Origin of the sequence: Streptomyces sp. NPDC096323 (assembly GCF_040302845.1) — a bacterium.
Classification (GTDB): domain Bacteria; phylum Actinomycetota; class Actinomycetes; order Streptomycetales; family Streptomycetaceae; genus Streptomyces.
The window spans coordinates 98,826-119,130 of the sequence record NZ_JBEOSI010000010.1 but is presented as its reverse complement, the minus strand read 5'-3'; the positions used below and the strand labels follow the sequence as shown (position 1 = coordinate 119,130).

The window sequence follows — 20,305 nt, the reverse complement described above, 5'->3', positions numbered from 1 at the left end:
CCCGGAGCCCGCCCCCGTACCGCCGACGCCCGCCGCGCAAGGGCGCTAGGGTCGTGCCCGAGCGAGCCGTGGGTCACCCCGGACGCGGTGCGACACATGTGGGAGGCACAGTGCGCTTGAGAGTGGAGTTCACCACCGAGCCGTTCGATCTCGACGAGGCGCCGGCCCACGCGGTCGTGGCCCGTGAGGTCATCCAGTCGGCCGAACTGGACGCGGTGGACGTCGGCCCCTTCGGCAACACGGCGGAGGGCGGCGCGGACGAGGTGCTCACCGCGGTGGACTCCCTGCTGCGCAAGGCCCTGGCATCCGGTGCCACCCGGGTCTCGCTCCAGGTCAATGTGATCGGGGAGGACCCGAAGTGACCGGACCCGCGGAGCACCCCGTCGTCACCCCTGGCCCCGTCGCCCCCATGGATCACCCCGCCTTCGCCGACGGCCATCCCCTCGTCGCCGCCGTCAAGCCACTCGTCGACGCCATGGGCGCCGAGCTGCTCGGACCCGAGCAGGCGCAGCCCGACGACGTGGTCCTGGCCTGGGAGGGCGAGGACGTCATAGCCGTCCGGCTGCCCCAGCTCTCCGACTCGCTGGACCACATCCTGGCCGCGATGGAGCGCCGGCACGGCATGCCGCTCGCCGAGCTGGACCGCAGGACCAAGCAGGAGGTCGTCCGGACCCTGGAGGCACGCGGTGCCTTCTCCGTACGGCACGGCGTCGAGACCGTCGCCGGGGCCCTGGGGGTGTCCCGCTTCACCGTCTACAACTACTTGAACAGGGAAAACGCCGCCAAAGGCGACTAGTTGACCCCTCAAGCAGATGTGAACGGCAGATGAACGCGCAGGCCGTCGTCCGGACCATCGGGCGACGGCTTTTTACATGAACGGAATTTCAACAAAGTGTTGACGTGGTGTTGTGGAGGGCGTTAGCTATCCGCAGCCCGACCAACGCACAGCGAAAAACAGCCACGGAGGCTCCCGTGACTTCGAGCTCCACGCCGGGCCTCGCCCGGTTCAACACCCTGGCGGACGACGAGGCGGCCACCGCGCTGCACGAGGTCTGTGCCAGTGCGGCCTGGGGAAGAGCGATCCTCTCCCAGCGCCCGTACGCCACCGCAGAAGCCCTGTACTCCGCGAGCGACACCGCCACGGCGGGACTCGGCGCGCAGGACCTGGCCGACGCCATGGCCGGTCACCCGCCGATCGGCCGCCCGAAGCCCGGGGACCCGACCTCCTCCCGCGAACAGCGGGGGATGGCCGGCGCCACCGAGGAGCTCAAGGCCGAGATGCTCGCACTCAACCTGGCCTACCAGGAGCGGTTCGGACATGTCTTCCTGATCTGCGCCACCGGGGCCACCGGTGAGCAGATGCGCGACGCGGTGAAGTCCCGGACCGGGAACTCGCCGGAGCAGGAGCGAGAGATCGTGCGCACCGAACTGGGCAAGATCAACCGTATCCGCCTCAGCCGTCTCGTATCAGAGGGCTCCGAGGAGTCCGCAGAAGAAGGAGAGTGAAGGTCGTGAGCACCTTCGCCACCGCATCGGTGTCCACCCACATCCTGGACACCAGCATCGGCCGCCCCGCCGCGGCCGTCCCCGTCTCGCTCGCCGCCCGCACGGGCGGCGACGCGCGGTGGGTGACGCTCGGCGGATCCGCGACCGACGCGGACGGGCGCTGCAAGGACCTGCCGGCCCTGCCGGAAGGCACCACCCACGTACGGCTCGACTTCGAGACCGAGTCGTACTTCACAGCCAAGAAGCAAGCCGAGGCGCAGCAGGACGCCCCCCGCGTAAGGGACAGCGGCGCGTTTTTCCCGGAGGTGGCGATCACGTTCGCCGTCACCCCGGGCGAGCACTATCACGTACCGCTGCTGCTCAACCCGTTCGGCTACTCCGTATACCGAGGGAGCTAGCAGACACATGCCCACGATTCTCGGCCAGAACCAGTACGGCAAAGCAGAGAACCGCGTCGTCAAGATCACGCGGGACGGCGACACGCACCACATCAAGGACCTGAACGTCTCGGTCGCGCTCTCCGGCGACATGGACGACGTCCACTACTCCGGCTCCAACGCGAACGTCCTGCCCACGGACACCACCAAGAACACGGTGTTCGCGTTCGCCAAGGAGCACGGCATCGAGTCCGCCGAGCAGTTCGGCATCCACCTCGCCCGTCACTTCGTGACGTCGCAGGAGCCGATCAAGACCGCGCGGATCCGGATCGAGGAGTACGCCTGGGAGCGCATCGCCACCTCCGACGGCAACTCGCAGTTCATCGGTTCCGACGAGGTCAAGCACTCCTTCGTCCGCAAGAACCAGGAGATCCGCACCTCCCAGATCACCTTCGACGGTGAGAAGTGGCAGGTCATCTCCGGTCTCAAGAACCTCACGGTGCTGAACTCGACCAACTCCGAGTTCTGGGGCTACGTCAAGGACAAGTACACGACGCTCAAGGAGGCGTACGACCGCATCCTGGCCACCGACGTCTCCGCCCGCTGGCGCTACAACTGGACCGACGACGAACAGCGGATGCCGAACTGGGAGAAGTCCTACGAGCAGGCGCGCAAGCACATGCTCCAGGCCTTCGCCGAGACGTACTCCCTCTCGCTCCAGCAGACGCTGTACCAGATGGGCTCGCGCATCATCAACGGTCGCAGTGAGATCGACGAGATCCGGTTCTCGCTGCCGAACAACCACCACTTCCTGGTGGACCTGGAGCCGTTCGGCCTCAAGAACGACAATGAGGTCTACTTCGCGGCCGACCGTCCGTACGGGCTCATCGAGGCCACCGTGCTGCGTGACGGCATAGAGCCGCAGATCCCGGTCGACATGACCAACCTCTGACGCGGCGCCGCGCCGGTTCCCGTCCGTCCACAGCGGACGGGGGCCGGCCGGGCCGGAGGGAAACCCCATGGCACAGCCTGCACTTGGGCCCGCAGAAGCAGAAGGCCCATGTCCCACCCCGCCGGAGCGAGCAGTCCACCCGGTGGACGAGAAGCCCGCCCCCTCGCGGCTCGTCCCTGCCGCGCTCCAGCACATCGCCGCCATGTACGCGGGCGTCGTCACCCCACCGCTCATCATCGGCCAGGCCGTCGGCCTCGACCAGGCGGGTATGACCCGGCTGATCGCGGCCGGCCTCCTGATCGCCGGCTGCGCCACCCTCCTGCAGACACTCGGCATCGGGGGCTTCGCCGGAAACCGGCTGCCGTTCGTCAACGCTGCCTCCTCGGCCGGCATCGCACCGATGCTCGCCATCGTCGAGACCAGCGCCCCCGGCCACCAACTGCCCGCGATCTACGGGGCGGTGCTCGTCGCCGGCGCGTTCTGTCTCGCCGTCGGCCCGTTCTTCGGCAGGCTCCTGCGGTTCTTCCCGCCGCTCGTCACCGGCGTCGTCATCACGCTCATCGGCGTCACCCTGATGCCGGTCCCCGTCTCCTGGGCCCAGGGAGGCGACAGGACGGCCGTCGACTTCGGCGCCATGAAGTACCTCGCCCTGGCCGCCTTCACCCTGGTCGTCATCCTTGTCGTCCAGCGCTTCGGGCGCGGCTTCCTCAAGCAAGTGGCCGTGCTCATCGGGCTGTTGGTGGGCACGCTGGCCGCCGTACCGTTCGGGCTGGCCGACTTCTCCGCCATCGGATCCGCGCCGGTCGCCGCCCTGCCCACGCCCTTCGCCTTCGGCGCACCGGAGTTCCAGCCAGCGGCGATTCTCTCCCTGTGCATCGTGATGCTCGTCCTGATGACGGAGTCCTCCGCCGGAATGCTCGCGCTCGGCGAGATCTGCGAGCGGCGCACCGACGGCCGGACCATCACCCGCGGACTGCGCACCGACGGCATCGCCACCCTCGTCGGACCGGTCTTCGGCGGATTCCCCACCAGCGCCTTCGCGCAGAACGTCGGCGTGGTGTCGCTGACGAAGGTGCGCAGCCGCTATGTCGTCGCGGCCGCCGGCGGCGCCCTGCTGGTCCTCGGCTTCTTCCCCGTACTCGGCGCGGTCGTCTCGCTCGTCCCCATGCCCGTGCTCGGCGGCGCCGGCATCGTCCTGTTCGGCTCGATCGCGGTCAGCGGCATCCGTACGCTCTCCGAGGCCGGACTCGACGACAGCTCCAACATCATCCTGGTCGCCGTGGCGCTCGGCGCGGGCATCATCCCGCTCGCCGCGCCCGGCTTCTACGCGGGCTTCCCGTCCTGGGCGCAGACCGTCCTCGGCTCCGGCATCAGCGCCGGAGCGCTCGTCGCGGTCCTGCTCAACCTGTTCTTCCACCATCTCGGCACCCACAGCCGCACGGCTGTGGCACTCAAATCCTCCTAGGGTCCTGCCGTGCCCGCATCGCAGATGAGAGAAGGAAGCACCATGGCAGCACCGGCAGCCCCCGACCGAGTGGAACGCATCGTCATCGAGAACTGCTCGATCGCGACCGTCGACGCCGACGACACCGAGTACGCCTCGGGCCATGTCGTCGTCGCGGGCAACCGCATCGAGTCCGTCGGCGCCGGCCGGGCACCGGCGGGCCTGGACAACGTCGTACGCCGCATCGACGGCACCGGGCACCTCGTCACGCCCGGACTGATCAACACGCACCACCACTTCTACCAGTGGATCACCCGCGGCCTGGCCACCGACCACAACCTCTTCGAGTGGCTGGTCGCGCTGTACCCGACCTGGGCGCGCATCGACGAGCCGATGGCCCGCGCCGCCGCGCAGGGCTCGCTCGCCATGATGGCCCGCGGCGGGGTCACCACCGCCATGGACCACCACTACGTGTACCCGAAGGGCTCCGGAGACCTGTCCGGCGCGATCATCGGAGCCGCCCGTGACATGGGCGTACGCTTCACCCTCGCCCGCGGGTCCATGGACCGCAGCGTGAAGGACGGCGGGCTGCCGCCGGACTTCGCCGTGGAGAGCCTCGAAGGCGCGCTCGCCGGCACCGAGGCGACCATCGACGCGCACCACGACGCCTCCTTCGACGCGATGACGCAGATCGCCGTCGCGCCCTGCTCCCCGTTCTCCGTGTCCACCGAACTGATGAAGCAGGGCGCGGAGTTGGCGCGCCGACGCGGAGTCCGGCTGCACACGCACGGTTCGGAGACCGTGGAGGAGGAGAAGTTCTGCCACGAGCTGTTCGGCATGGGCCCGACCGACTACTTCGAGTCGACCGGGTGGCTCGGCGCGGATGTGTGGATGGCGCACTGCGTCCACATGAACGACTCCGACATCGCCGCGTTCGCCCGCACCGGCACCGGCGTCGCGCACTGCCCGTCCTCCAACGCCCGCCTCGCCGCAGGCATCGCCCGGGTCCCGGACATGCTCGCCGCGGGCGTCCCGGTCGGCCTCGGCGTCGACGGCACCGCGTCCAACGAGTCCGGCGAACTCCACACCGAACTGCGCAACGCCCTCCTCATCAACCGCCTGGGCCCGCACCGCGAACGCGCCCTTAACGCCCGTCAGGCCCTGCGCCTGGGTACGTACGGAGGCGCCCAGGTCCTCGGCCGCGCGGACCAGATCGGCTCCCTGGAGCCGGGCAAGCTCGCCGACCTCGTGCTCTGGAAGCTGGACACCCTCGCCCACGCCTCCATCGCCGATCCGGTGACCGCCCTGGTGTTCGGCGCCGCCGCCCCCGTCACCCTCTCGCTCGTCGACGGCAAGCCCGTCGTCGAGTCGAACCACCTGATCACCGTGGACGAGGACGCCATCGCCCGCGCCACCCGCGACGAGGCCCGCCGCCTCGCGCAGATCGCCGCCGGAGCCTGACGGCTTCCCGTCCCCGGCACCCCCCGATACCGGCCGGCCGAGGGGGACGGCCCTCGGCCGGCCGCCGTGGACCCGAGCGGGGTCCACGGCAACGGTAGGGGAGGCGCGTGCCCAGACGTACGCGCCTCCCGTACCGGTGACACCACCTCCCGTACCAGTGAAACCAGCTGCCCGCACCAGCTGCACGACCTGCCCCACCTGCATCAACGCACCACACGGGGTCCGGTCCTCCCGACCGGCTCCGGCACCACCTCCCTGACACCCACGTCGCCGCAGACGTGTACCCGACCGGAGGAACCGCCGTGGCAGCTACGCCCAGGTTTCGCAACGACGCAAGTGCAGCCCCCGACCCGGAATCGCTTCGCTCCGACCGGAAGCATCCGGTCGACGAGACGCTTCCCCCGCTGAAGATGTTCACCAGCGGCCTCCAGCACGTGGCCGCGATGTACGCGGGCGTGGTGGCCCCGCCCATGATCGTGGGACCCGCCGTGGGCCTCACCCCCAAGGAGACCGCCTTCCTGATGGGGGCGAGCCTGTTCACCGCGGGCATAGCCACCCTGCTCCAGACGCTCGGCTTCTGGCGCATAGGCGCCCGGCTCCCGTTCGTCAACGGCGTCTCGTTCGCCGGCGTGACGCCGATGGTGGCGATCGGCAAGGACCGGGGACACGACGGGATCGCCGTCATCTTCGGCGCGATCATCGTCGCCAGCCTCCTCGGCTTCGTCCTCGCCCCCTACTTCTGCAAACTGGTCCGCTTCTTCCCGCCCGTCGTCACCGGCACGGTCATCACCCTGATCGGCGTCTCCCTGCTGCCGGTCGCCTTCAACTGGTCCCAGGGCGGCAACGCCACGGCCGACGACTACGGATCGACCACCAACATCACGATGGCGGCGGTCACCCTGGTGATCGTCCTCGCCCTGCGGAAACTGCTGCGCGGCTTCCTCCAGCAGATCGCGATCCTGCTCGGACTCGTCGTCGGCACACTCATCGCGATTCCGGTCGGCATCACGGACTTCGGCGCGATCAAGGACGCCGATGTCGTCGGCTTCCCCACCCCGTTCCACTTCGGGGCGCCACAGTTCGAGATCGCCGCGATCGTTTCCATGTGCATCGTCATGCTGGTCTGCATGACCGAGTCGACCGCGGACATGCTGGCCCTCGGCAAGATCGTCGACCGGCCGGCCGACGAACGGACCATCGAGGGCGGTCTGCGCGCCGACACCCTGGGCAGCGCCATCAGCCCGCTGTTCAACGGCTTCATGTGCAGCGCGTTCGCACAGAACATCGGCCTGGTCGCGATGACGAAGGTCCGCAGCCGCTTCGTCGTCGCCGCCGGCGGCGGCATCCTCATCCTGCTCGGCCTGTGTCCGGTGGCCGCCTCCGTCATCGCGCTCGTGCCGCTTCCGGTGCTGGGCGGCGCGGGCATCGTGCTCTTCGGCTCGGTCGCGGCGAGCGGCATCCAGACGCTGGCCACCGCCGCGCTGGAGAAGGGCGAGAACGCGCTGATCGTGGCGGCCGCCGTGGGGGTCGGGCTGATCCCCATCGCCGCGCCCGAGTTCTACCACGCCTTCCCGAAGGACCTGCTCGTCGTCCTCGACTCGGGGATCTCGACCGGGTGCGTCGTGGCGATCGTGCTCAACCTGGCCTTCAACCACCTGGGCCGGAAGCCGGACGCCGAAACGGAGACAGCGGACCACGAGCCGGTCAAGCCGCCGCCGGTAGCCGTCCACTGACGTGCCGGCGGGGAAGCTGTGGCGCGTACGACTCGTACGCGCCACAGCTCTCTCCTGTCCGGAGAGTGTCAGCCGATGTGGTAGCTGTCCCCGTACACCTTCCAGTCGAGCGGCGGGTCCAGGTTCAGATTGCCCGCGTCCAGGAAGACCCGCTGGGCGGTGTCCACGCGGCTGGTGTCCGAGTGCGCCTCCTCCTGCCTCATGGCCCACACCCGCGCGTCCAGGAAGGCGTTGAGGTAGACGACCTCGTCGCCGCCCCGGGCCGGCGGCTCCGCCCTCGCGAGCGCCCGCTCGCGGATGGCGCCGAAGCTCGCGCTGTCGTCACCGCCGCCGTGCATCACGAGGGCGTCGTAGTACGCGAACTGGCCGAGTGTGCCCAGCCCGTCGCCCTTGCCCGCGTCGACCGCCGGATCGAAGTACACCCGGTCGCGCTCGTCGTCCTGGGCCCGCTGGAACGCCGGATCGCGGGCGGCCTCCTGCCAGGCATCGCCGAAACCGGGGTCGAGGCCGTCGTGCGAGTCGGTGCCGTCAACGTCGCGCAGGGCCGGCAGGTACGCCGCGAGGACGTTGTCCGGCTTCCGCTCGCTGTACAGCTCCACCAGGTCGAGCATGTCGCCGGTGCCGGAGCAGAACCCGATGATGCCCGCCGTGTACCCGCGGCCGTCACCGATGTCCTCGATGTAGCCGTACTGGCCCCGCCAGTCCAGTGAGGAGTTCTCCGCACTGCAGACCAGTCGCATGGCGATGTCCTTCTTCGCCGGTTCGTCGAGCCCGGTCACAGCTGCCTCCTGCTGGTGAACCGCCGTGGTGGCGGTGGGTGGTCCCGGCCAAGGGCGTGGTGGACGAGAAGTGCCACCTATTGGTCTACCCGCCTTCCGGACCCTTGATCACGTAGCTGTCGTCATACACCCTCCACCGCAGCGGTGTCTCCAGACCGAGCTTCCCCTCGCGCAGGAAGACGCGCTGCTCGGTCTCGACCCGGCCGGTGTCGGTGTGCGAGGGCTCCTTGCGGATCGCCGCGACCCGGGCGTCGAGGAACGCGTCGAGGTAGACCGCCTCGTCGCCGCCCTGCGCCGGGGAGCGCTCCGCGTCGAGCGCCTGGCGGCGCATCGTACGGAAACCGACGTTCCCGTCCGCGTCGCCCGCCCCGTGCATCACATAGGCGTCGTAGTAGATGAACTGGCCCAGGGCGCCCAGCCCGTCCTTCTTCCCCTGCCCGACCGCGGGATCGAAGTACGACCGGTCCCGCTCGGTGTCCTGGGCGCGCCGGAACGCCGCGTCATCCTCCGCCTTCCGCCACGCCTCGGTGAACGGGCGGCCGAGTCCGGTGTGCGCGTCGGTCCCCTTCACCGCGCGCAGCGCGGGCAGGAACCGCTCCAGAGCGTTGCCGGGCCGGGCCTTCGCGTACCGCTCGACCACACGCAGCATGTCGCCGGTGCCGGAGCAGAATCCGATGATGCCCGCCGTGTAGCCGCGGCCGTCACCGATGTCCTCGATGTAGTCGTACTGGCCCTTCCAGTCGAGGGTCGAGTTCTCCGCGCTGGAGACCAGTTGCATGGCGATGTCCTTCTTCACCGGATCATCCAGCCCGGCACCGGCGCCGCCCTTGCCGGCGGAGCCGCCGCCCGCCCCCGCACAGCCGGACAGCACGGCGAGGGCCAGGGCGAGGGCGGCGAGAGCGGCGGCCGGGGAGCGCGGGGTGGGCTTCACCCCGCCAGCCTGCCAGGCGGTGGGAGTGATCTTCGTTCATTCGGCTGTAGCGTCTGGGGTATGGATGATCAGTCTGTTGTGGATGTCGGCGACGTACGTCTGGCGTACCGGACCTGGGGCGACCCGTTCGGCTCGCCCGTCGTGCTGCTGCACGGCCTCGGCGATTCCGCCACGAGCTGGGAGGCGGCCGGGAGCCTGCTCGGTCAGGAGTGGCGGGTGTACGCGCTCGATCTGCGGGGTCACGGCGAGAGCGACTGGCCCGACGAGTACGACTTCGAGCTGATGCGGGACGACGTCCTCGGCTTCCTGGACGCGTGCGAGCTCGACCGCGTCGGCCTGGTCGGCCACGGCATGGGCGGCGTCGTCGCCCACCTCCTGGCGCAGGAGCACGCGGACCGGGTGGAGCGGCTGGTGCTGGTGGAGACCCCGCCGCCGTTCCCCGGCGCGGCGGGCCCCGCCGTACCGCCCGAAGGGCCGGTCGACTACGACGAGGCCGTGCTCGCGGCCGTACGCACCCAGCTCGACGACCCCGACCCGGCGTGGGCGGAGGGCCTCGGCGAGATCGTCGCCCCGACACTGATGCTGACCGGCGGTCCGGCCAGCACCATGCCCCAGGGGCGGCTCCAGGACATGGCGTCCCTGATCCCGGACTGCCACCTCATGACGATCGGCGGCGGTCACCGGCCGCACCAGGTCCACGCCGACCAGGTCGCGCACCAGATCACGGAGTTCTTCACCAGCTGACCGGAGCGGCGGCCGGCGGGCTCACCCCTCCGGCTTCCAGTCCGGGCGCCGCCCGCCGCGGGCGACCGCCCGGTCCAGCAGCGGCGCGTCGTCCGGGACCGGGACGGGCGGTCCGAACGGGGAGCCCGGCGGCGGGTTGTCGCCCAGGCCGGCCAGCAGCGCCATCGTGGAGCGCAGATGGGCGTCCTCGGCCCGGTACGGCTGCCCGGTCGCCCTCGCCAGGTCCCAGCCGTGCAGCACCAACTCGTTGAGCGCGACCATGCCTGCCACCTTGCCCGGCAGCTCCACGCTCCCCGCCCGGGTCATGCCCTGCCACGCCTCGGGGGAGCGCCAGGCGGCCGCCATCTCGTCGAGCGCCACGGGCAGCGTGCTGCGCCACCCGTCCGTCAGCACCGCCGACTCCACCGAGGGCGCGGCGTCGGTCGTCGCCCCCAGGTCCTTGCGCGCGGCATCCCGGAAGGCCACGGCCAGCCCCTGGACGTGGGCCAGCATCGCGGCCACCGTGACATCGGGGCACGGTGTCGGCCCGGCCAGCCGGGAATCGTCGATGGCATCGAGCATCCCGGCGATCTGCCGGGCGGCGGGTCCGAGGTCGAGGAGAGGGGCGGAATCGGAGTTCGTCTGTGTATCCATACCTGTGCAGACTGCCCGGCTCCCCGGAAATCATCGCTCAGCGCACCACGTGTCCCCGCAGAACGATCCTGCCGGGCCGCACAGGCGGTGGTCGTCGCCTCGGTCCGCAGAGTGAGCGGAGCGCGGGCTTGTCCGCGCTCAGTCGGCGACCGCAGTCCGCGACGCACACCGGCACATTGCGGATGGTTCCTCTCCGCCCCTTGTCGGCGGCCCCCGCACCATGCGATACAGGTCTGGACCATTGCTGTCGGACGGAAGGCACCACCGTGCAACGCCCCCACGCAACCGCCGCGTTGGCCTGCGCCGCCGCTCTGCTCCTCGCCACGCTCACCGCCTGCGGCTCCGACGCCGAGGCGGACACCCGGGAACCGGCCGCGCCCCGCGGGGTGACCGCCCAGGCGAGCAGCGCCACCTCCGCGCACGTCATGTGGGAACCCGCCACCGACGACACGGCCGTCACCGGGTACGAGGTCTACCGGCAGGGCAGGAAGGTCAAGTCCGTCCCCGCGGCCAAGGTGATGACCGACATCGACGGGCTCACCGCCTCGACCGCGTACACCTTCACCGTGCGGGCGCTGGACGCCGCCGGCAACCTCTCCGCACCGAGCGCCACCGCGGCCGTCACCACTCCCGCGCCCACCCCCGCCGACCACGAGGCCCCCACCCGGCCGGTGAAGCTGCGCGGCAAAGCGGACGGCGGCCGGGCCGCGACACTGTCCTGGGGCGGCTCCACGGACGACGTCGGCGTCACCTCGTACGACATCTACCAGGAGGGCAACCGCATCCACAGCGTGCCCGGCACGCGGACCACGGCCCGCCTGACCGGGCTGCGCCCCGGCACCGTCTACACCTTCACCGTCCGCGCCCGGGACGCGGCCGACACCTCGTCACCCGACAGCAACGCCGTCGACCTCACGACCGCGTCCGCCCCCGGCGCACCCGCCAGTACCGCCCCCACCGATCTGCGGATCACGAGCAGCGCCCAGGGCAAGGAGTACGTCGTCGACCTGGACTGGAAGCAGCCGGAGACCGGCGGGAAGATTCCGGCGTACGAGCTGTACGTGGACGGCCGGCCGACCACCACGATCGTCTGGGGCGGCGAGCCGCCCGTCGGCCGGGCGAGCTACCGGCTCACCATGAGCGAGCCGCGCGGCACCAGCCACTCGATGAAGATCCGCGCCAAGCTCCCGGACGGGAAGTGGGGCGACTTCTCGGCGGCGCGCATGGTCGTGCTCGGCCGCTGAGCCGTTTCCCGGCAAGGGCCGCCGATCCGGAGGCGGGGAGGGGAGCCGCCGGCCTCACGGAAGGGTGAGCCGGAGGGGCGGCGATACCTCAATTGGTCTGTACCTATTGACGGCTTGGTCCAGACCAATTACTTTCCGCTGTGCTCCATGGAACGACATGCATCCGCACCTCCCGAGGGCCGCCTCACCGGCCCCAGCCGTAAGGGAGAACCATGTTCGAGCACATGCCCCTCAGACGGAGGACGGCGACCGCACTGCTCGCCGTCCTCGCCCTCCTTCTCGCCCTGGTGGCCCTCCAGGCCGGCCCCGCGCACGCGGCGGGCAAACTCACGGCGACCTTCACCTCGGCCGACAACGGCCCGTGGTGGAAGGGCACCTACATCCTGCGCAACGACTCCGACACGGCCGTCACCGGCTGGAGCCTGGAGTTCGACCTGCCCGCCGGGGTCGCGATCAGCTCCTCGTACAACGGCGCCGTCACCACCCAGGGTAGCCACATCACCGCGGTCAACGCCCACTACAACGGCACGGTCGCCGCGCACAGCACCACCGAGCCGTACAGCTTCTGGTTCGTCGCCACCGGCCCGATCACCGCGCCGACCGGCTGCCGGATCAACGGCGACAAGTGCGACGGATCCGCCGACGCGCCGCCCGGCGTGCCCGGCGGGCTCAAGCAGACCGACGTGACCGCCCGCACCGCCTCCCTGTCCTGGACCGCCGCCACCGCGGGGGACTTCCCCGTGGCTTCGTACGACATCCTGGCTGGCGGCAAGGTCCTGGGATCAGCCACGGCGACGACCTCCGCCACGGTCACCGGCCTCACCCCCGCCACCGCCTACTCCTTCACCGTCCGGGCCAAGGACACCCGGGGGAACACCTCCGCCGCGAGCGCCCCGCTGGCGGTCACCACCGTCGACCCGGCCACCGACACCTCTCCCCCGACGGCCCCGGCCGCCCTGCACGCCACGGCGACCGACTCCTCGTCCGTCACGCTGGCCTGGACCGCCGCGACGGACAACCAGCGAGTCGCCGCCTACGACGTCTACCGCGGCCCGACCCTGGCCACCACGGTGTCCGGCGCCACGAAACAGGCCACCATCGGCGGCCTCTCTCCCTCGACCTCGTACACCTTCACCGTCAAGGCGCGTGACGCGGCCGACAATGCCTCGCCCGCGAGCAACACCCTCACCGTGAAGACCGCCGACATCGTTGGCGCGGGCCACTACGCCAAGGTCGGCTACTTCGTCCAGTGGGGGATCTACGGCCGCCAGTACTTCGTCAAGAACCTCCACGACTCCGGTGCCGCCGGGAAGCTCGACATCGTCAACTACGCCTTCGCCAACATCGACCCGAACAACCTCACCTGCCTCAACGGCGTCACGAAGGGCACCACGGCCGACCCCCAGGACCCCGAGCAGGGCACCGGCGCCGGTGACGCGGACGCCGACTACGCCCGCCCGTTCAGCGCCGCCCAGTCCGTGGACGGCGTCGCGGACGACGGCTGGGGCAAACTGCGCGGCAACTTCAACCAGTTGAAGAAGCTGAAGAAACTCCACCCGAACCTCAAGATCGTGGTCTCGCTCGGCGGTTGGACCTACTCGAAGTACTTCTCCGACGTCGCCGCCACCGACGCCGCGCGCAAGAAGTTCGTCTCCTCCTGCGTCGACATGTACATCAAGGGCAACCTGCCCGCGTACAACGGAGCGGGCGGCCCCGGCACCGCGGCCGGCATCTTCGACGGCTTCGACCTCGACTGGGAGTGGCCGGGCACCGGCACCGGACACCCCGGCAACCACTACTCGCCGAACGACAAGAACAACCTCCCCCTGCTGCTCGCCGAGTTCCGCAGGCAGCTGGACGCGCTGGGCGGCGGCCACCGCCTCCTCACCGCGTTCACACCCGCCGACCCGCAGAAGATTGCCGAGGGCTGGGACCTGTCGAAGGTCTTCGACTCCCTCGACGTGGCCAACGTCCAGGGCTACGACTTCCACGGTTCCGGCAGCGACAACTCCTGGGAGCCGAACCGCACCGGTCACCAGGCCAACCTCTACACCGATGCCCAGGACCCGTACGGCTTCCACTTCAGCGCGGACGCCGCGATCAAGGCGTACACCGACGCGGGCGTCGAACCGCGCAAACTGACCCTGGGCATCCCGTTCTACGGCCGTGGCTGGCAGAACGTCACCGACGGGGGAGCGGCGGGCGAATGGCAGCCCGCGGGCGGCGCGGCCCCCGGTCAGTTCGCCGAGGAGGCCGGCACCCGAGGCTACTCCAACCTCATCGGCGCGTACCCCTCGATGACGGTCCGTCACGACGAACAGTCCATATCGACTTACGGATATACCGGCAATCAGTGGTGGTCGTTCGACGACACCTGGTCCCTCGGCAAGAAGACGGCCTACGTGAAGGACAAGGGCCTGCTGGGCGTCATGGTCTGGGAGATGTCCGGCGACACCCCGCAGGGCACGCTGATGAACGCGCTCGACACCGGGCTCCGGTAGGCGGCGCGCACGGCACCCGTCCGGCCCGCGGAGTTCCGGCGGACTCCGCGGGCCGGTCACCCGCCGTCGGCCGGCGGGCGGTTCCGGACCCCGGGCGATCGGCCGAACGCGTCGGGGGCGGGTCTCGCCCGGACTTCGTCACGCCGAGGCAGTCGGTTCGTGCGAGGGCGGTAACAAAGCCCGGCCGCCGGTGACTTGAAGACACGCCCACGGTCAGAATCGGCAGTGACGCCAGTCGGCAGCCGGCCCCGGGGCCGGTCACGGGGGAAGAGGAACGCAGCATGAAGACGAAGACTGTGGGATCCGGTTCAGTACGCCAGGCCGTGCGCGGCACCCTCCTGGGGGCGGTGGTGGTCGCGGCCCTGCTGGCGACCACGGCCTGCCAGCCCGCCGGGGAGGACGACAACGCCGCCGCCCCGACGGGTACCGCCTCGGCGGGAAAGAACCCGGCGAAGAGCACCGCGCCGTCCAGCGACACCGGCACCGGCGCGAGCAGCACGCCCGGCGACGCCACCGGGGACAGTGGCGAAACCGGCGGCGGCAACGGCACCGACCAGCCCGACTGCGAGGCCGCCGACCTCACCACCGCCGTCGAGCTCCAGGACGCGTCCGGGGAGACCCCCCGCCACTTCCTGCTGACGGTCACCAACGGCGGCAAGTCGCCGTGCGTCCTCAACGAGGCACCGCAGGTGCGGCTCGGAGCGGGCGACGACGCCCCGACCGTCGAGTCGCTCGAAGAGCCGGACACCGAGCCCGTCGTCGTCGAAGGAGGCGGTAAGGGGTACGCCGGCCTGTACGTCTTCGGCAACGACGAGGGGGGAGAGGCGGAGTACGACCAGGCCGACCGGTTCACCGCCACCCTGGTCGCCGGCGAGGGCACCGAGCTCAGCGGCACGCTCGTCTTCCACCTGCCCCGCGGTCTGCGCTCCGTCTCCTACGACGACGCGGCGCGGGTGAACGGCTGGGCCGGCACCGAGGGCCTGGCGATGCGACCGGTCAATCAGCTCTGAGGGTCTCTCCTCGCGACATACGCCGCCCCCGGCGCCGAGCGGCACCGGGGGCGGTTTGCGTATCCCCGCCGGGTCAGCGCAGCTGCTCGTACGCCGGCAGGGTCAGGAAGTCCGCGTAGTCCTGGTCCAGGGAGACCTGGAGCAGGAGGTCGTGGGCCTGCTGCCACTTGCCGGTGGCGAAGGCCTCGTCGCCGATCTCGGCGCGGATCGCGGCCAGTTCCTCGGCCGCGACCTTGCGGGCCAGCTCCGCCGTGGCGTGCTCGCCGTTCTCGAAGACCACGTCCGCGTTGATCCACTGCCAGATCTGCGAGCGCGAGATCTCGGCGGTGGCCGCGTCCTCCATCAGGTTGAAGATGGCGACCGCGCCCATGCCGCGCAGCCACGCCTCGATGTAGCGGATGCCGACCGCGACCGCGTTGCGCAGACCGTCGTACGTGGGCTTGGCGTGCAGGGTGTCGATGGCGATCAGGTCGCCCGGGGCCACCGAGACGTCCTCGCGGAGGCGCTCCTTCTGGTTCGGCTTGTCGCCGAGGACCGCGTCGAAGGAGGCCATGGCGATCGGGACCAGGTCGGGGTGGGCGACCCACGAGCCGTCGAAGCCGTCGTGCGCCTCGCGGTCCTTGTCCGCCTTGACCTTCTCGAAGGCGACCTTGTTGACCTCGGCGTCCCGGCGGGACGGGATGAAGGCCGCCATGCCGCCGATCGCGTGGGCGCCGCGCTTGTGGCAGGTGCGGACGAGGAGTTCGGTGTACGCCCGCATGAACGGGGCGGTCATCGTCACCGCGTTGCGGTCCGGGAGGACGAACTTCGAGCCGCCGTCACGGAAGTTCTTCACGATGGAGAAGAGGTAGTCCCAGCGGCCGGCGTTCAGCCCGGAGGCGTGATCGCGGAGCTCGTAGAGGATCTCCTCCATCTCGTACGCGGCGGTGATCGTCTCGATCAGGACCGTGGCGCGGACCGTGCCCTGCGGGATGCCGGCGTAGTCCTGGGCGAAGACGAAGATGTCGTTCCAGAGGCGGGCCTCCAGGTGCGACTCCGTCTTGGGGAGGTAGAAGTAGGGACCCTTGCCCAGGTCGATCAAGCGCTGCGCGTTGTGGAAGAAGTAGAGGCCGAAGTCGACCAGCGCGCCGGGCACCGGGGTGCCGTCGAGCTGGAGGTGGCGCTCGTCCAGGTGCCAGCCGCGGGGGCGGGTGACGACGGTCGCGAGCTCGTCGGCCGGCTTCAGCGCGTACGACTTGCCGGACTTCGGGTCGGTGAAGTCGATGGCACGGGCGTATGCGTCCATCAGGTTGAGCTGGCCGGTGACGACGTTCTCCCACGTGGGGGCGGAGGCGTCCTCGAAGTCGGCGAGCCAGACCTTCGCGCCCGAGTTCAGGGCGTTGATGGTCATCTTGCGGTCGGTCGGACCGGTGATCTCCACCCGGCGGTCGTTCAGCGCGGCGGGTGCGGGTGCGACCTTCCAGGAGTCGTCCGCGCGGATCGCCGCCGTCCCCGGCAGGAAGTCCAGCGTGGAGGTGCGGGCGATCTCGGCGCGGCGCTCGCCGCGCCGGGCCAGCAGCTCGTTCCGCCGGGGCGTGAACCGGCGGTGCAGCTCGGCCACGAACGCGAGGGCCGCGGGGGTGAGGACCTCGTCCTGCCGGGGCAGGGGCTCGGCATCGACGATGGCCAGCGAGGACGGCGCTGGTGCGGACATGAGCTGTCACTCCTTCAGCGGGCGGTGCGGGGACGTCTCACGGCCGCCGGGTCGCCTGAAATGGCACGGCGTGCCAGGGCTCCGGGATACGGCCGTGGTCGCCGTCTGAGGTGCAGAGGGCTTCTGACCAGTGGATAGTAGTTTCCTCATGGTGGAAGTTCAATGGTTTGTTGATGTCGAGATTCTCCGGGTCGACAGAAGTGCGGCCATGTCGGCGCAGCGTGCCAGTGCGTTTACTCAAGGTGCGCCAGGTCCTCCGCCGTGTCGATGTCGTACGCCTCGGCCACATCCGAACACTCGACGAGCGTGATCGCATCGCGATGCGCCCGCAGATAGGCGCGGGCCCCCTGATCGCCCACCGCGCCCGCCGCGATGTCCCCCCACAGCGCGGCCCCGAAGAGCACCGGATGGCCGCGCTCCCCGCCGTACGAGGCCGCCGCCAGGCTCGTCCGGGAGCGGTACGCCGCCCGCAGCCGGGCCACGGCCTCGGCGCCGATGCCGGGCTGGTCGACCAGGAGTACGACGACCGCGTCCACGTCCGTACCGCTACCGGCGAGCGCGGCGAGGCCGGCCCGCAGCGAGGACCCCATCCCCGCGGTCCACTCCGGGTTGACGCTCACCGTGCAGCCGGAGAGCCCGGCGCGCGCCCGCACCTCGTCGGCCGCCGCACCGAGCACCACATGGACCGGGCCGCAGCCGCCCTCCCGCAAGGTGTCCACCGCATGGTCGGCCAGCAGGCGGCCGCGGTGTTCCAGCAGGGCCTTGGGGCGCCCGCCGAGCCTGCGCCCGCCGCCCGCCGCGAGCAGCAGCCCGGCAATGACGGGAGGGGTGGAGGGATGGAGGGGGGAGGGGGGCTGCGGTGTGCTTGTCATTCCGCCTGGATACACCGGACGGGCCGTTCCCGCACGGACCGGGCCGCCTCGCCGGACCGTGTCCATGTGCGGAACCTCCCGACTTCCGTCGGCGGAGTGGCGCCCGGCACCTGCCATGGCGTTAACTTGCCCGCACCCCCGGACACTTGACCACCGTGCGGGGCTTGGTCGACACACCGGCACAAAGACGTGCGAGGGGCAGTGCTTTGTTGAAGAGCGTGGGGCAGACGCGGGTGACCAGCAGGGGCGAGGACCCGAGAGTGACGGAGTTGCGTACGGCCGTCTCCCGGCTCCGCAGGGAGCTGGCCGCACATCCCGCGGAGTTCCCGGACCGCGCGATCGCCGAGGACGAACTGGCGGCGCTGGACGCGATAGCGGCCGGCGGCGCGCCCGGGATTCCCCGGCTCCGCCGGTCGCTGCTGCTGATCGCCGGGGCGGTCGGCTCGGTCAGCGCGCTGGCTTCGGCGCTCAGGGACGTCCGGATCGCCGTCGATCTGTTCGGCGAGCCCCCGCGGGGCTGAACCTCCGGCAGGCGTCTCAGCGGCGGATGAGCCTGCGGGCCGTAGCCGCCGCCACGGCAGCGGTGCGCGAGTCCACGCCCAGCTTGGCGTAGATGTGCACCAGGTGGGACTTCACCGTCGCCTGGCTGAGAAACAGCTTCTTGCTGATCTGCAGGTTCGACAGTCCCTCGCCGACCAGCTGCAGGACCTCCAGCTCGCGCTTGGTGAGGGCCTGGGCCGGCATCCGCATGCGGTCCATCAGCCGGTGCGCGACAGCCGGCGCCAGGGCGGAGCGGCCGGCCGCCGCCGTGCGGACCGCGGCGGCCAGCTCCTCCGGCGGGGCGTCCTTGAGCAGATAACCCGCCGCGCCCGCCTCCACCGCCGCCAGGATGTCGGCGTCGCTGTCGTACGTCGTCAGGATCAGCACCCGGGGCGCGCCGGGCGCCGCGGTGATCGCGGCGGTCGCCTCCGAACCGTGCAGCCCCGCACCGAACTGCAGGTCCATCAGGACGACATCGAACGCGCCGGTCGCGGCCAGGGCCACCGCTCGCTCGGCGGTGTCGGCCTCGGCGACGACGCGGAAGTCGGGCTCGGTGTCCAGGACGGCCCGCAGGCCCGCCCGTACCACCGGGTGGTCGTCGGCGAGCAGCAACCGGACCGGAGTGGTCACGTTCATGCGGCATCCTGTCCGGTCCGGCCGTCGGGGAGAGGCAGCGGCAGCGTCAGGGCGACGGCCGCGCCCTGGCCCGGCGCCGATTCGACGCTCAGGGTGCCGCCCAGCGAACGGGCCCGGGACCGCATGGCCGGCAGGCCGAAGCCGCCCGTACCGGTACCCGCGCCCGCGGCGGAACCGTCCGTGAAGCCGCGGCCGTCGTCGACCACGTCCAGCGCCACCGAGGTGTCCATGAAGCTCAGCGTGATCTCCGCCCGTCGTGCACTGGAATGCTGGACCGTGTTGGCCAGCGCCGACTGGGCGGTACGCAGCAGCGCCACCTCGTAAGGGGTGGGCAGCTTTACCGGGGACCCGCTCACGGCGAACTGGACCGTCAGCCCGGGCGTGGTGGTGCGGGCCGAGAGCCGCTCCAGGGCGGCCGCGAGGGAGCCGTTCTCCAGATCCGGCGGGGTCAGGGCGCGTACGAAGCGACGGGCCTCGGCGAGATTGTCCTGGGCGGCCTCGCGGGCCCGGCGGACATGGGCGGCGGCGGGAGCGTCCACGGGAAGGGTGCGTTCGGCGGCGCGGAGCAGCAGCTGGATGCTGGACAGGCCCTGCGCGAGGGTGTCGTGGATCTCGCGGGCCAGCCGTTCGCGTTCGGCGAGCGTCCCGGCGGTGCGTTCCGCCTCGGCCAGCTCCGCGCGGGTCGAGACGAGCTCCTCGATGAGCTCGCGGCGCCGCTCGCTCTCGCGGAACAGCGCGTCGTATCCGAGGACCGTGGCGACCGCGACCGCCGCCCCGAGGAGCGGGCCGATGAACGTGCCGGGGGTCACCTCCTCGCCGTGCAGCAGGAAGCCGGCGATGGCGGCTCCCGCCGTCACCACCACGGCGGGCAGGCTCCAGCGCGTCGGCAGCAGGTGCAGTTGGAGGAAGTACAGCGGGAAAGCGAGCCACAGCGCGTCCGGCGACAGGACCAGCAGCACCAGCCAGAGCACCCACAGCAGCGCGAGCCAGAGCGCTCCCGCCCGGGTCCGGGGCCGGACCGGCGGGGCCAGTGCGCCCGCCGCGTACACCGCGGCCAGCACCGCCGCGACCACGACGACGGCCCCGGAGTGCGGGGAATCGTGGCTGACGGCCTGGACGGCGGCGAGTGCCAGCAGCCCCAGCAGCAGGGCGTGCAGACACAGCCGCAGCGCGGCGGCGACCGGGGGATGGACACGCTTTTCCATGATTCGTCCAGCGTAGACGCGGGGTCCGCGGGGCCGGTCAATCG

At 70.9% G+C, this 20,305-nt stretch carries 20 protein-coding genes; 13 read left to right on the top strand and 7 right to left on the bottom strand.

The features are described from left to right. The first annotated feature begins 122 nt into the window (after positions 1 to 122). The 8 genes from ABTX18_RS26795 to ABTX18_RS26760 all read left to right on the top strand — a co-directional run bounded on the left by ABTX18_RS26795 (position 123) and on the right by ABTX18_RS26760 (position 7,473). Positions 123 to 362, top strand: a complete 240-nt coding sequence (locus tag ABTX18_RS26795) for a YkoF family thiamine-binding protein (RefSeq protein ID WP_352125310.1) — start codon at positions 123 to 125, stop codon at positions 360 to 362. Positions 363 to 409: 47 nt separating this feature from the next. Beyond that, positions 410 to 796, top strand: coding sequence for a helix-turn-helix domain-containing protein (locus tag ABTX18_RS26790; protein ID WP_352125559.1), 387 nt, complete (start codon positions 410 to 412; stop codon positions 794 to 796). A 176-nt stretch (positions 797 to 972) separates the two neighbouring features. Further along, complete coding sequence (uraD, locus tag ABTX18_RS26785) at positions 973 to 1,506, top strand: 2-oxo-4-hydroxy-4-carboxy-5-ureidoimidazoline decarboxylase (protein WP_352125309.1); 534 nt, start codon at positions 973 to 975, stop codon at positions 1,504 to 1,506. Positions 1,507 to 1,511: 5 nt separating this feature from the next. Further along, positions 1,512 to 1,904, top strand: a complete 393-nt coding sequence (gene uraH / locus ABTX18_RS26780; protein WP_352125308.1) for a hydroxyisourate hydrolase — start codon at positions 1,512 to 1,514, stop codon at positions 1,902 to 1,904. A gap of 7 nt (positions 1,905 to 1,911) precedes the next feature. Beyond that, positions 1,912 to 2,835: a factor-independent urate hydroxylase gene (gene pucL, locus ABTX18_RS26775; protein ID WP_352125307.1), complete on the top strand. Its 924-nt coding sequence runs from the start codon at positions 1,912 to 1,914 to the stop codon at positions 2,833 to 2,835. A 67-nt stretch (positions 2,836 to 2,902) separates the two neighbouring features. After that, entirely contained in the window at positions 2,903 to 4,300 is a 1,398-nt protein-coding gene (locus ABTX18_RS26770) for a nucleobase:cation symporter-2 family protein (RefSeq protein ID WP_352125306.1), read from the top strand. A 42-nt stretch (positions 4,301 to 4,342) separates the two neighbouring features. Then, entirely contained in the window at positions 4,343 to 5,740 is a 1,398-nt protein-coding gene (locus ABTX18_RS26765) for an 8-oxoguanine deaminase (RefSeq protein WP_352125305.1), read from the top strand. 302 nt (positions 5,741 to 6,042) lie between these two features. Further along, positions 6,043 to 7,473, top strand: coding sequence for a nucleobase:cation symporter-2 family protein (locus ABTX18_RS26760; RefSeq protein WP_352125304.1), 1,431 nt, complete (start codon positions 6,043 to 6,045; stop codon positions 7,471 to 7,473). Positions 7,474 to 7,541: 68 nt separating this feature from the next. On the opposite strand, the gene ABTX18_RS26755 is transcribed toward ABTX18_RS26760, so the two are convergent. Then, positions 7,542 to 8,333: a chitosanase gene (locus ABTX18_RS26755; RefSeq protein ID WP_352125558.1), complete on the bottom strand. Its 792-nt coding sequence runs from the start codon at positions 8,331 to 8,333 to the stop codon at positions 7,542 to 7,544. A 4-nt stretch (positions 8,334 to 8,337) separates the two neighbouring features. Next, positions 8,338 to 9,183 (bottom strand): chitosanase, encoded by an 846-nt coding sequence (locus tag ABTX18_RS26750; protein ID WP_352125303.1) that lies wholly within the window; start codon positions 9,181 to 9,183, stop codon positions 8,338 to 8,340. Between the two features lie 60 nt (positions 9,184 to 9,243). Between ABTX18_RS26750 and ABTX18_RS26745 the strand changes: the two genes are divergently transcribed. Next, positions 9,244 to 9,927 carry an alpha/beta fold hydrolase gene (locus tag ABTX18_RS26745; RefSeq protein ID WP_352125302.1) on the top strand — a complete coding sequence of 228 codons (684 nt, stop codon included), beginning with the start codon at positions 9,244 to 9,246 and terminating at the stop codon, positions 9,925 to 9,927. 21 nt (positions 9,928 to 9,948) lie between these two features. On the opposite strand, the gene ABTX18_RS26740 is transcribed toward ABTX18_RS26745, so the two are convergent. Next, complete coding sequence (locus ABTX18_RS26740; protein WP_352125301.1) at positions 9,949 to 10,560, bottom strand: TIGR03086 family metal-binding protein; 612 nt, start codon at positions 10,558 to 10,560, stop codon at positions 9,949 to 9,951. 266 nt (positions 10,561 to 10,826) lie between these two features. On the opposite strand from ABTX18_RS26740, the gene ABTX18_RS26735 reads away from it, so the two are divergent. The 3 genes from ABTX18_RS26735 to ABTX18_RS26725 all read left to right on the top strand — a co-directional run bounded on the left by ABTX18_RS26735 (position 10,827) and on the right by ABTX18_RS26725 (position 15,315). After that, the gene (locus ABTX18_RS26735) at positions 10,827 to 11,804 is read left to right on the top strand and encodes a fibronectin type III domain-containing protein (protein ID WP_352125300.1); all 978 of its coding nucleotides are present in this window, start codon (positions 10,827 to 10,829) and stop codon (positions 11,802 to 11,804) included. 212 nt (positions 11,805 to 12,016) lie between these two features. Further along, positions 12,017 to 14,305 (top strand): glycosyl hydrolase family 18 protein, encoded by a 2,289-nt coding sequence (locus ABTX18_RS26730; protein WP_352125299.1) that lies wholly within the window; start codon positions 12,017 to 12,019, stop codon positions 14,303 to 14,305. Between the two features lie 281 nt (positions 14,306 to 14,586). Further along, entirely contained in the window at positions 14,587 to 15,315 is a 729-nt protein-coding gene (locus tag ABTX18_RS26725; protein ID WP_352125298.1) for a DUF4232 domain-containing protein, read from the top strand. Positions 15,316 to 15,388: 73 nt separating this feature from the next. Here ABTX18_RS26725 and aceB read toward each other — a convergent pair whose 3' ends face one another. Beyond that, positions 15,389 to 17,008 (bottom strand): malate synthase A, encoded by a 1,620-nt coding sequence (gene aceB / locus ABTX18_RS26720; RefSeq protein WP_352125297.1) that lies wholly within the window; start codon positions 17,006 to 17,008, stop codon positions 15,389 to 15,391. A gap of 233 nt (positions 17,009 to 17,241) precedes the next feature. Next, on the bottom strand, positions 17,242 to 17,880 hold the full coding sequence (locus ABTX18_RS26715; RefSeq protein ID WP_352125296.1) for a nucleotidyltransferase family protein: 639 nt from the start codon (positions 17,878 to 17,880) through the stop codon (positions 17,242 to 17,244). Positions 17,881 to 18,086: 206 nt separating this feature from the next. Here ABTX18_RS26715 and ABTX18_RS26710 point away from each other — a divergent pair, with 206 nt between their 5' ends. Further along, positions 18,087 to 18,401, top strand: coding sequence for a DUF5955 family protein (locus ABTX18_RS26710; protein ID WP_352125295.1), 315 nt, complete (start codon positions 18,087 to 18,089; stop codon positions 18,399 to 18,401). A gap of 16 nt (positions 18,402 to 18,417) precedes the next feature. Here ABTX18_RS26710 and ABTX18_RS26705 read toward each other — a convergent pair whose 3' ends face one another. Both ABTX18_RS26705 and ABTX18_RS26700 read right to left on the bottom strand, forming a co-directional pair. Then, positions 18,418 to 19,056, bottom strand: coding sequence for a response regulator (locus tag ABTX18_RS26705; RefSeq protein WP_352125294.1), 639 nt, complete (start codon positions 19,054 to 19,056; stop codon positions 18,418 to 18,420). After that, entirely contained in the window at positions 19,053 to 20,261 is a 1,209-nt protein-coding gene (locus tag ABTX18_RS26700) for a sensor histidine kinase (RefSeq protein WP_352125293.1), read from the bottom strand. The genes ABTX18_RS26705 and ABTX18_RS26700 overlap by 4 nt, the downstream gene beginning before the upstream one ends. Positions 20,262 to 20,305: the final 44 nt, after the last annotated feature.

Excerpts from the sequence above, each read along its gene's own strand:
- ABTX18_RS26790 (WP_352125559.1), top strand. The coding sequence starts at position 410 with ATGGATCACCCCGCCTTCGCCGACGGCCATCCCCTCGTCGCCGCCGTC.
- pucL (WP_352125307.1), top strand. The coding sequence starts at position 1,912 with ATGCCCACGATTCTCGGCCAGAACCAGTACGGCAAAGCAGAGAACCGC.
- ABTX18_RS26770 (WP_352125306.1), top strand. The coding sequence starts at position 2,903 with ATGGCACAGCCTGCACTTGGGCCCGCAGAAGCAGAAGGCCCATGTCCC.
- ABTX18_RS26765 (WP_352125305.1), top strand. The coding sequence starts at position 4,343 with ATGGCAGCACCGGCAGCCCCCGACCGAGTGGAACGCATCGTCATCGAG.
- ABTX18_RS26745 (WP_352125302.1), top strand. The coding sequence starts at position 9,244 with ATGGATGATCAGTCTGTTGTGGATGTCGGCGACGTACGTCTGGCGTAC.
- ABTX18_RS26740 (WP_352125301.1), bottom strand. The coding sequence starts at position 10,560 with ATGGATACACAGACGAACTCCGATTCCGCCCCTCTCCTCGACCTCGGA.
- ABTX18_RS26730 (WP_352125299.1), top strand. The coding sequence starts at position 12,017 with ATGTTCGAGCACATGCCCCTCAGACGGAGGACGGCGACCGCACTGCTC.
- ABTX18_RS26725 (WP_352125298.1), top strand. The coding sequence starts at position 14,587 with ATGAAGACGAAGACTGTGGGATCCGGTTCAGTACGCCAGGCCGTGCGC.
- aceB (WP_352125297.1), bottom strand. The coding sequence starts at position 17,008 with ATGTCCGCACCAGCGCCGTCCTCGCTGGCCATCGTCGATGCCGAGCCC.
- ABTX18_RS26715 (WP_352125296.1), bottom strand. The coding sequence starts at position 17,880 with ATGACAAGCACACCGCAGCCCCCCTCCCCCCTCCATCCCTCCACCCCT.
- ABTX18_RS26705 (WP_352125294.1), bottom strand. The coding sequence starts at position 19,056 with ATGAACGTGACCACTCCGGTCCGGTTGCTGCTCGCCGACGACCACCCG.
- ABTX18_RS26700 (WP_352125293.1), bottom strand. The coding sequence starts at position 20,261 with ATGGAAAAGCGTGTCCATCCCCCGGTCGCCGCCGCGCTGCGGCTGTGT.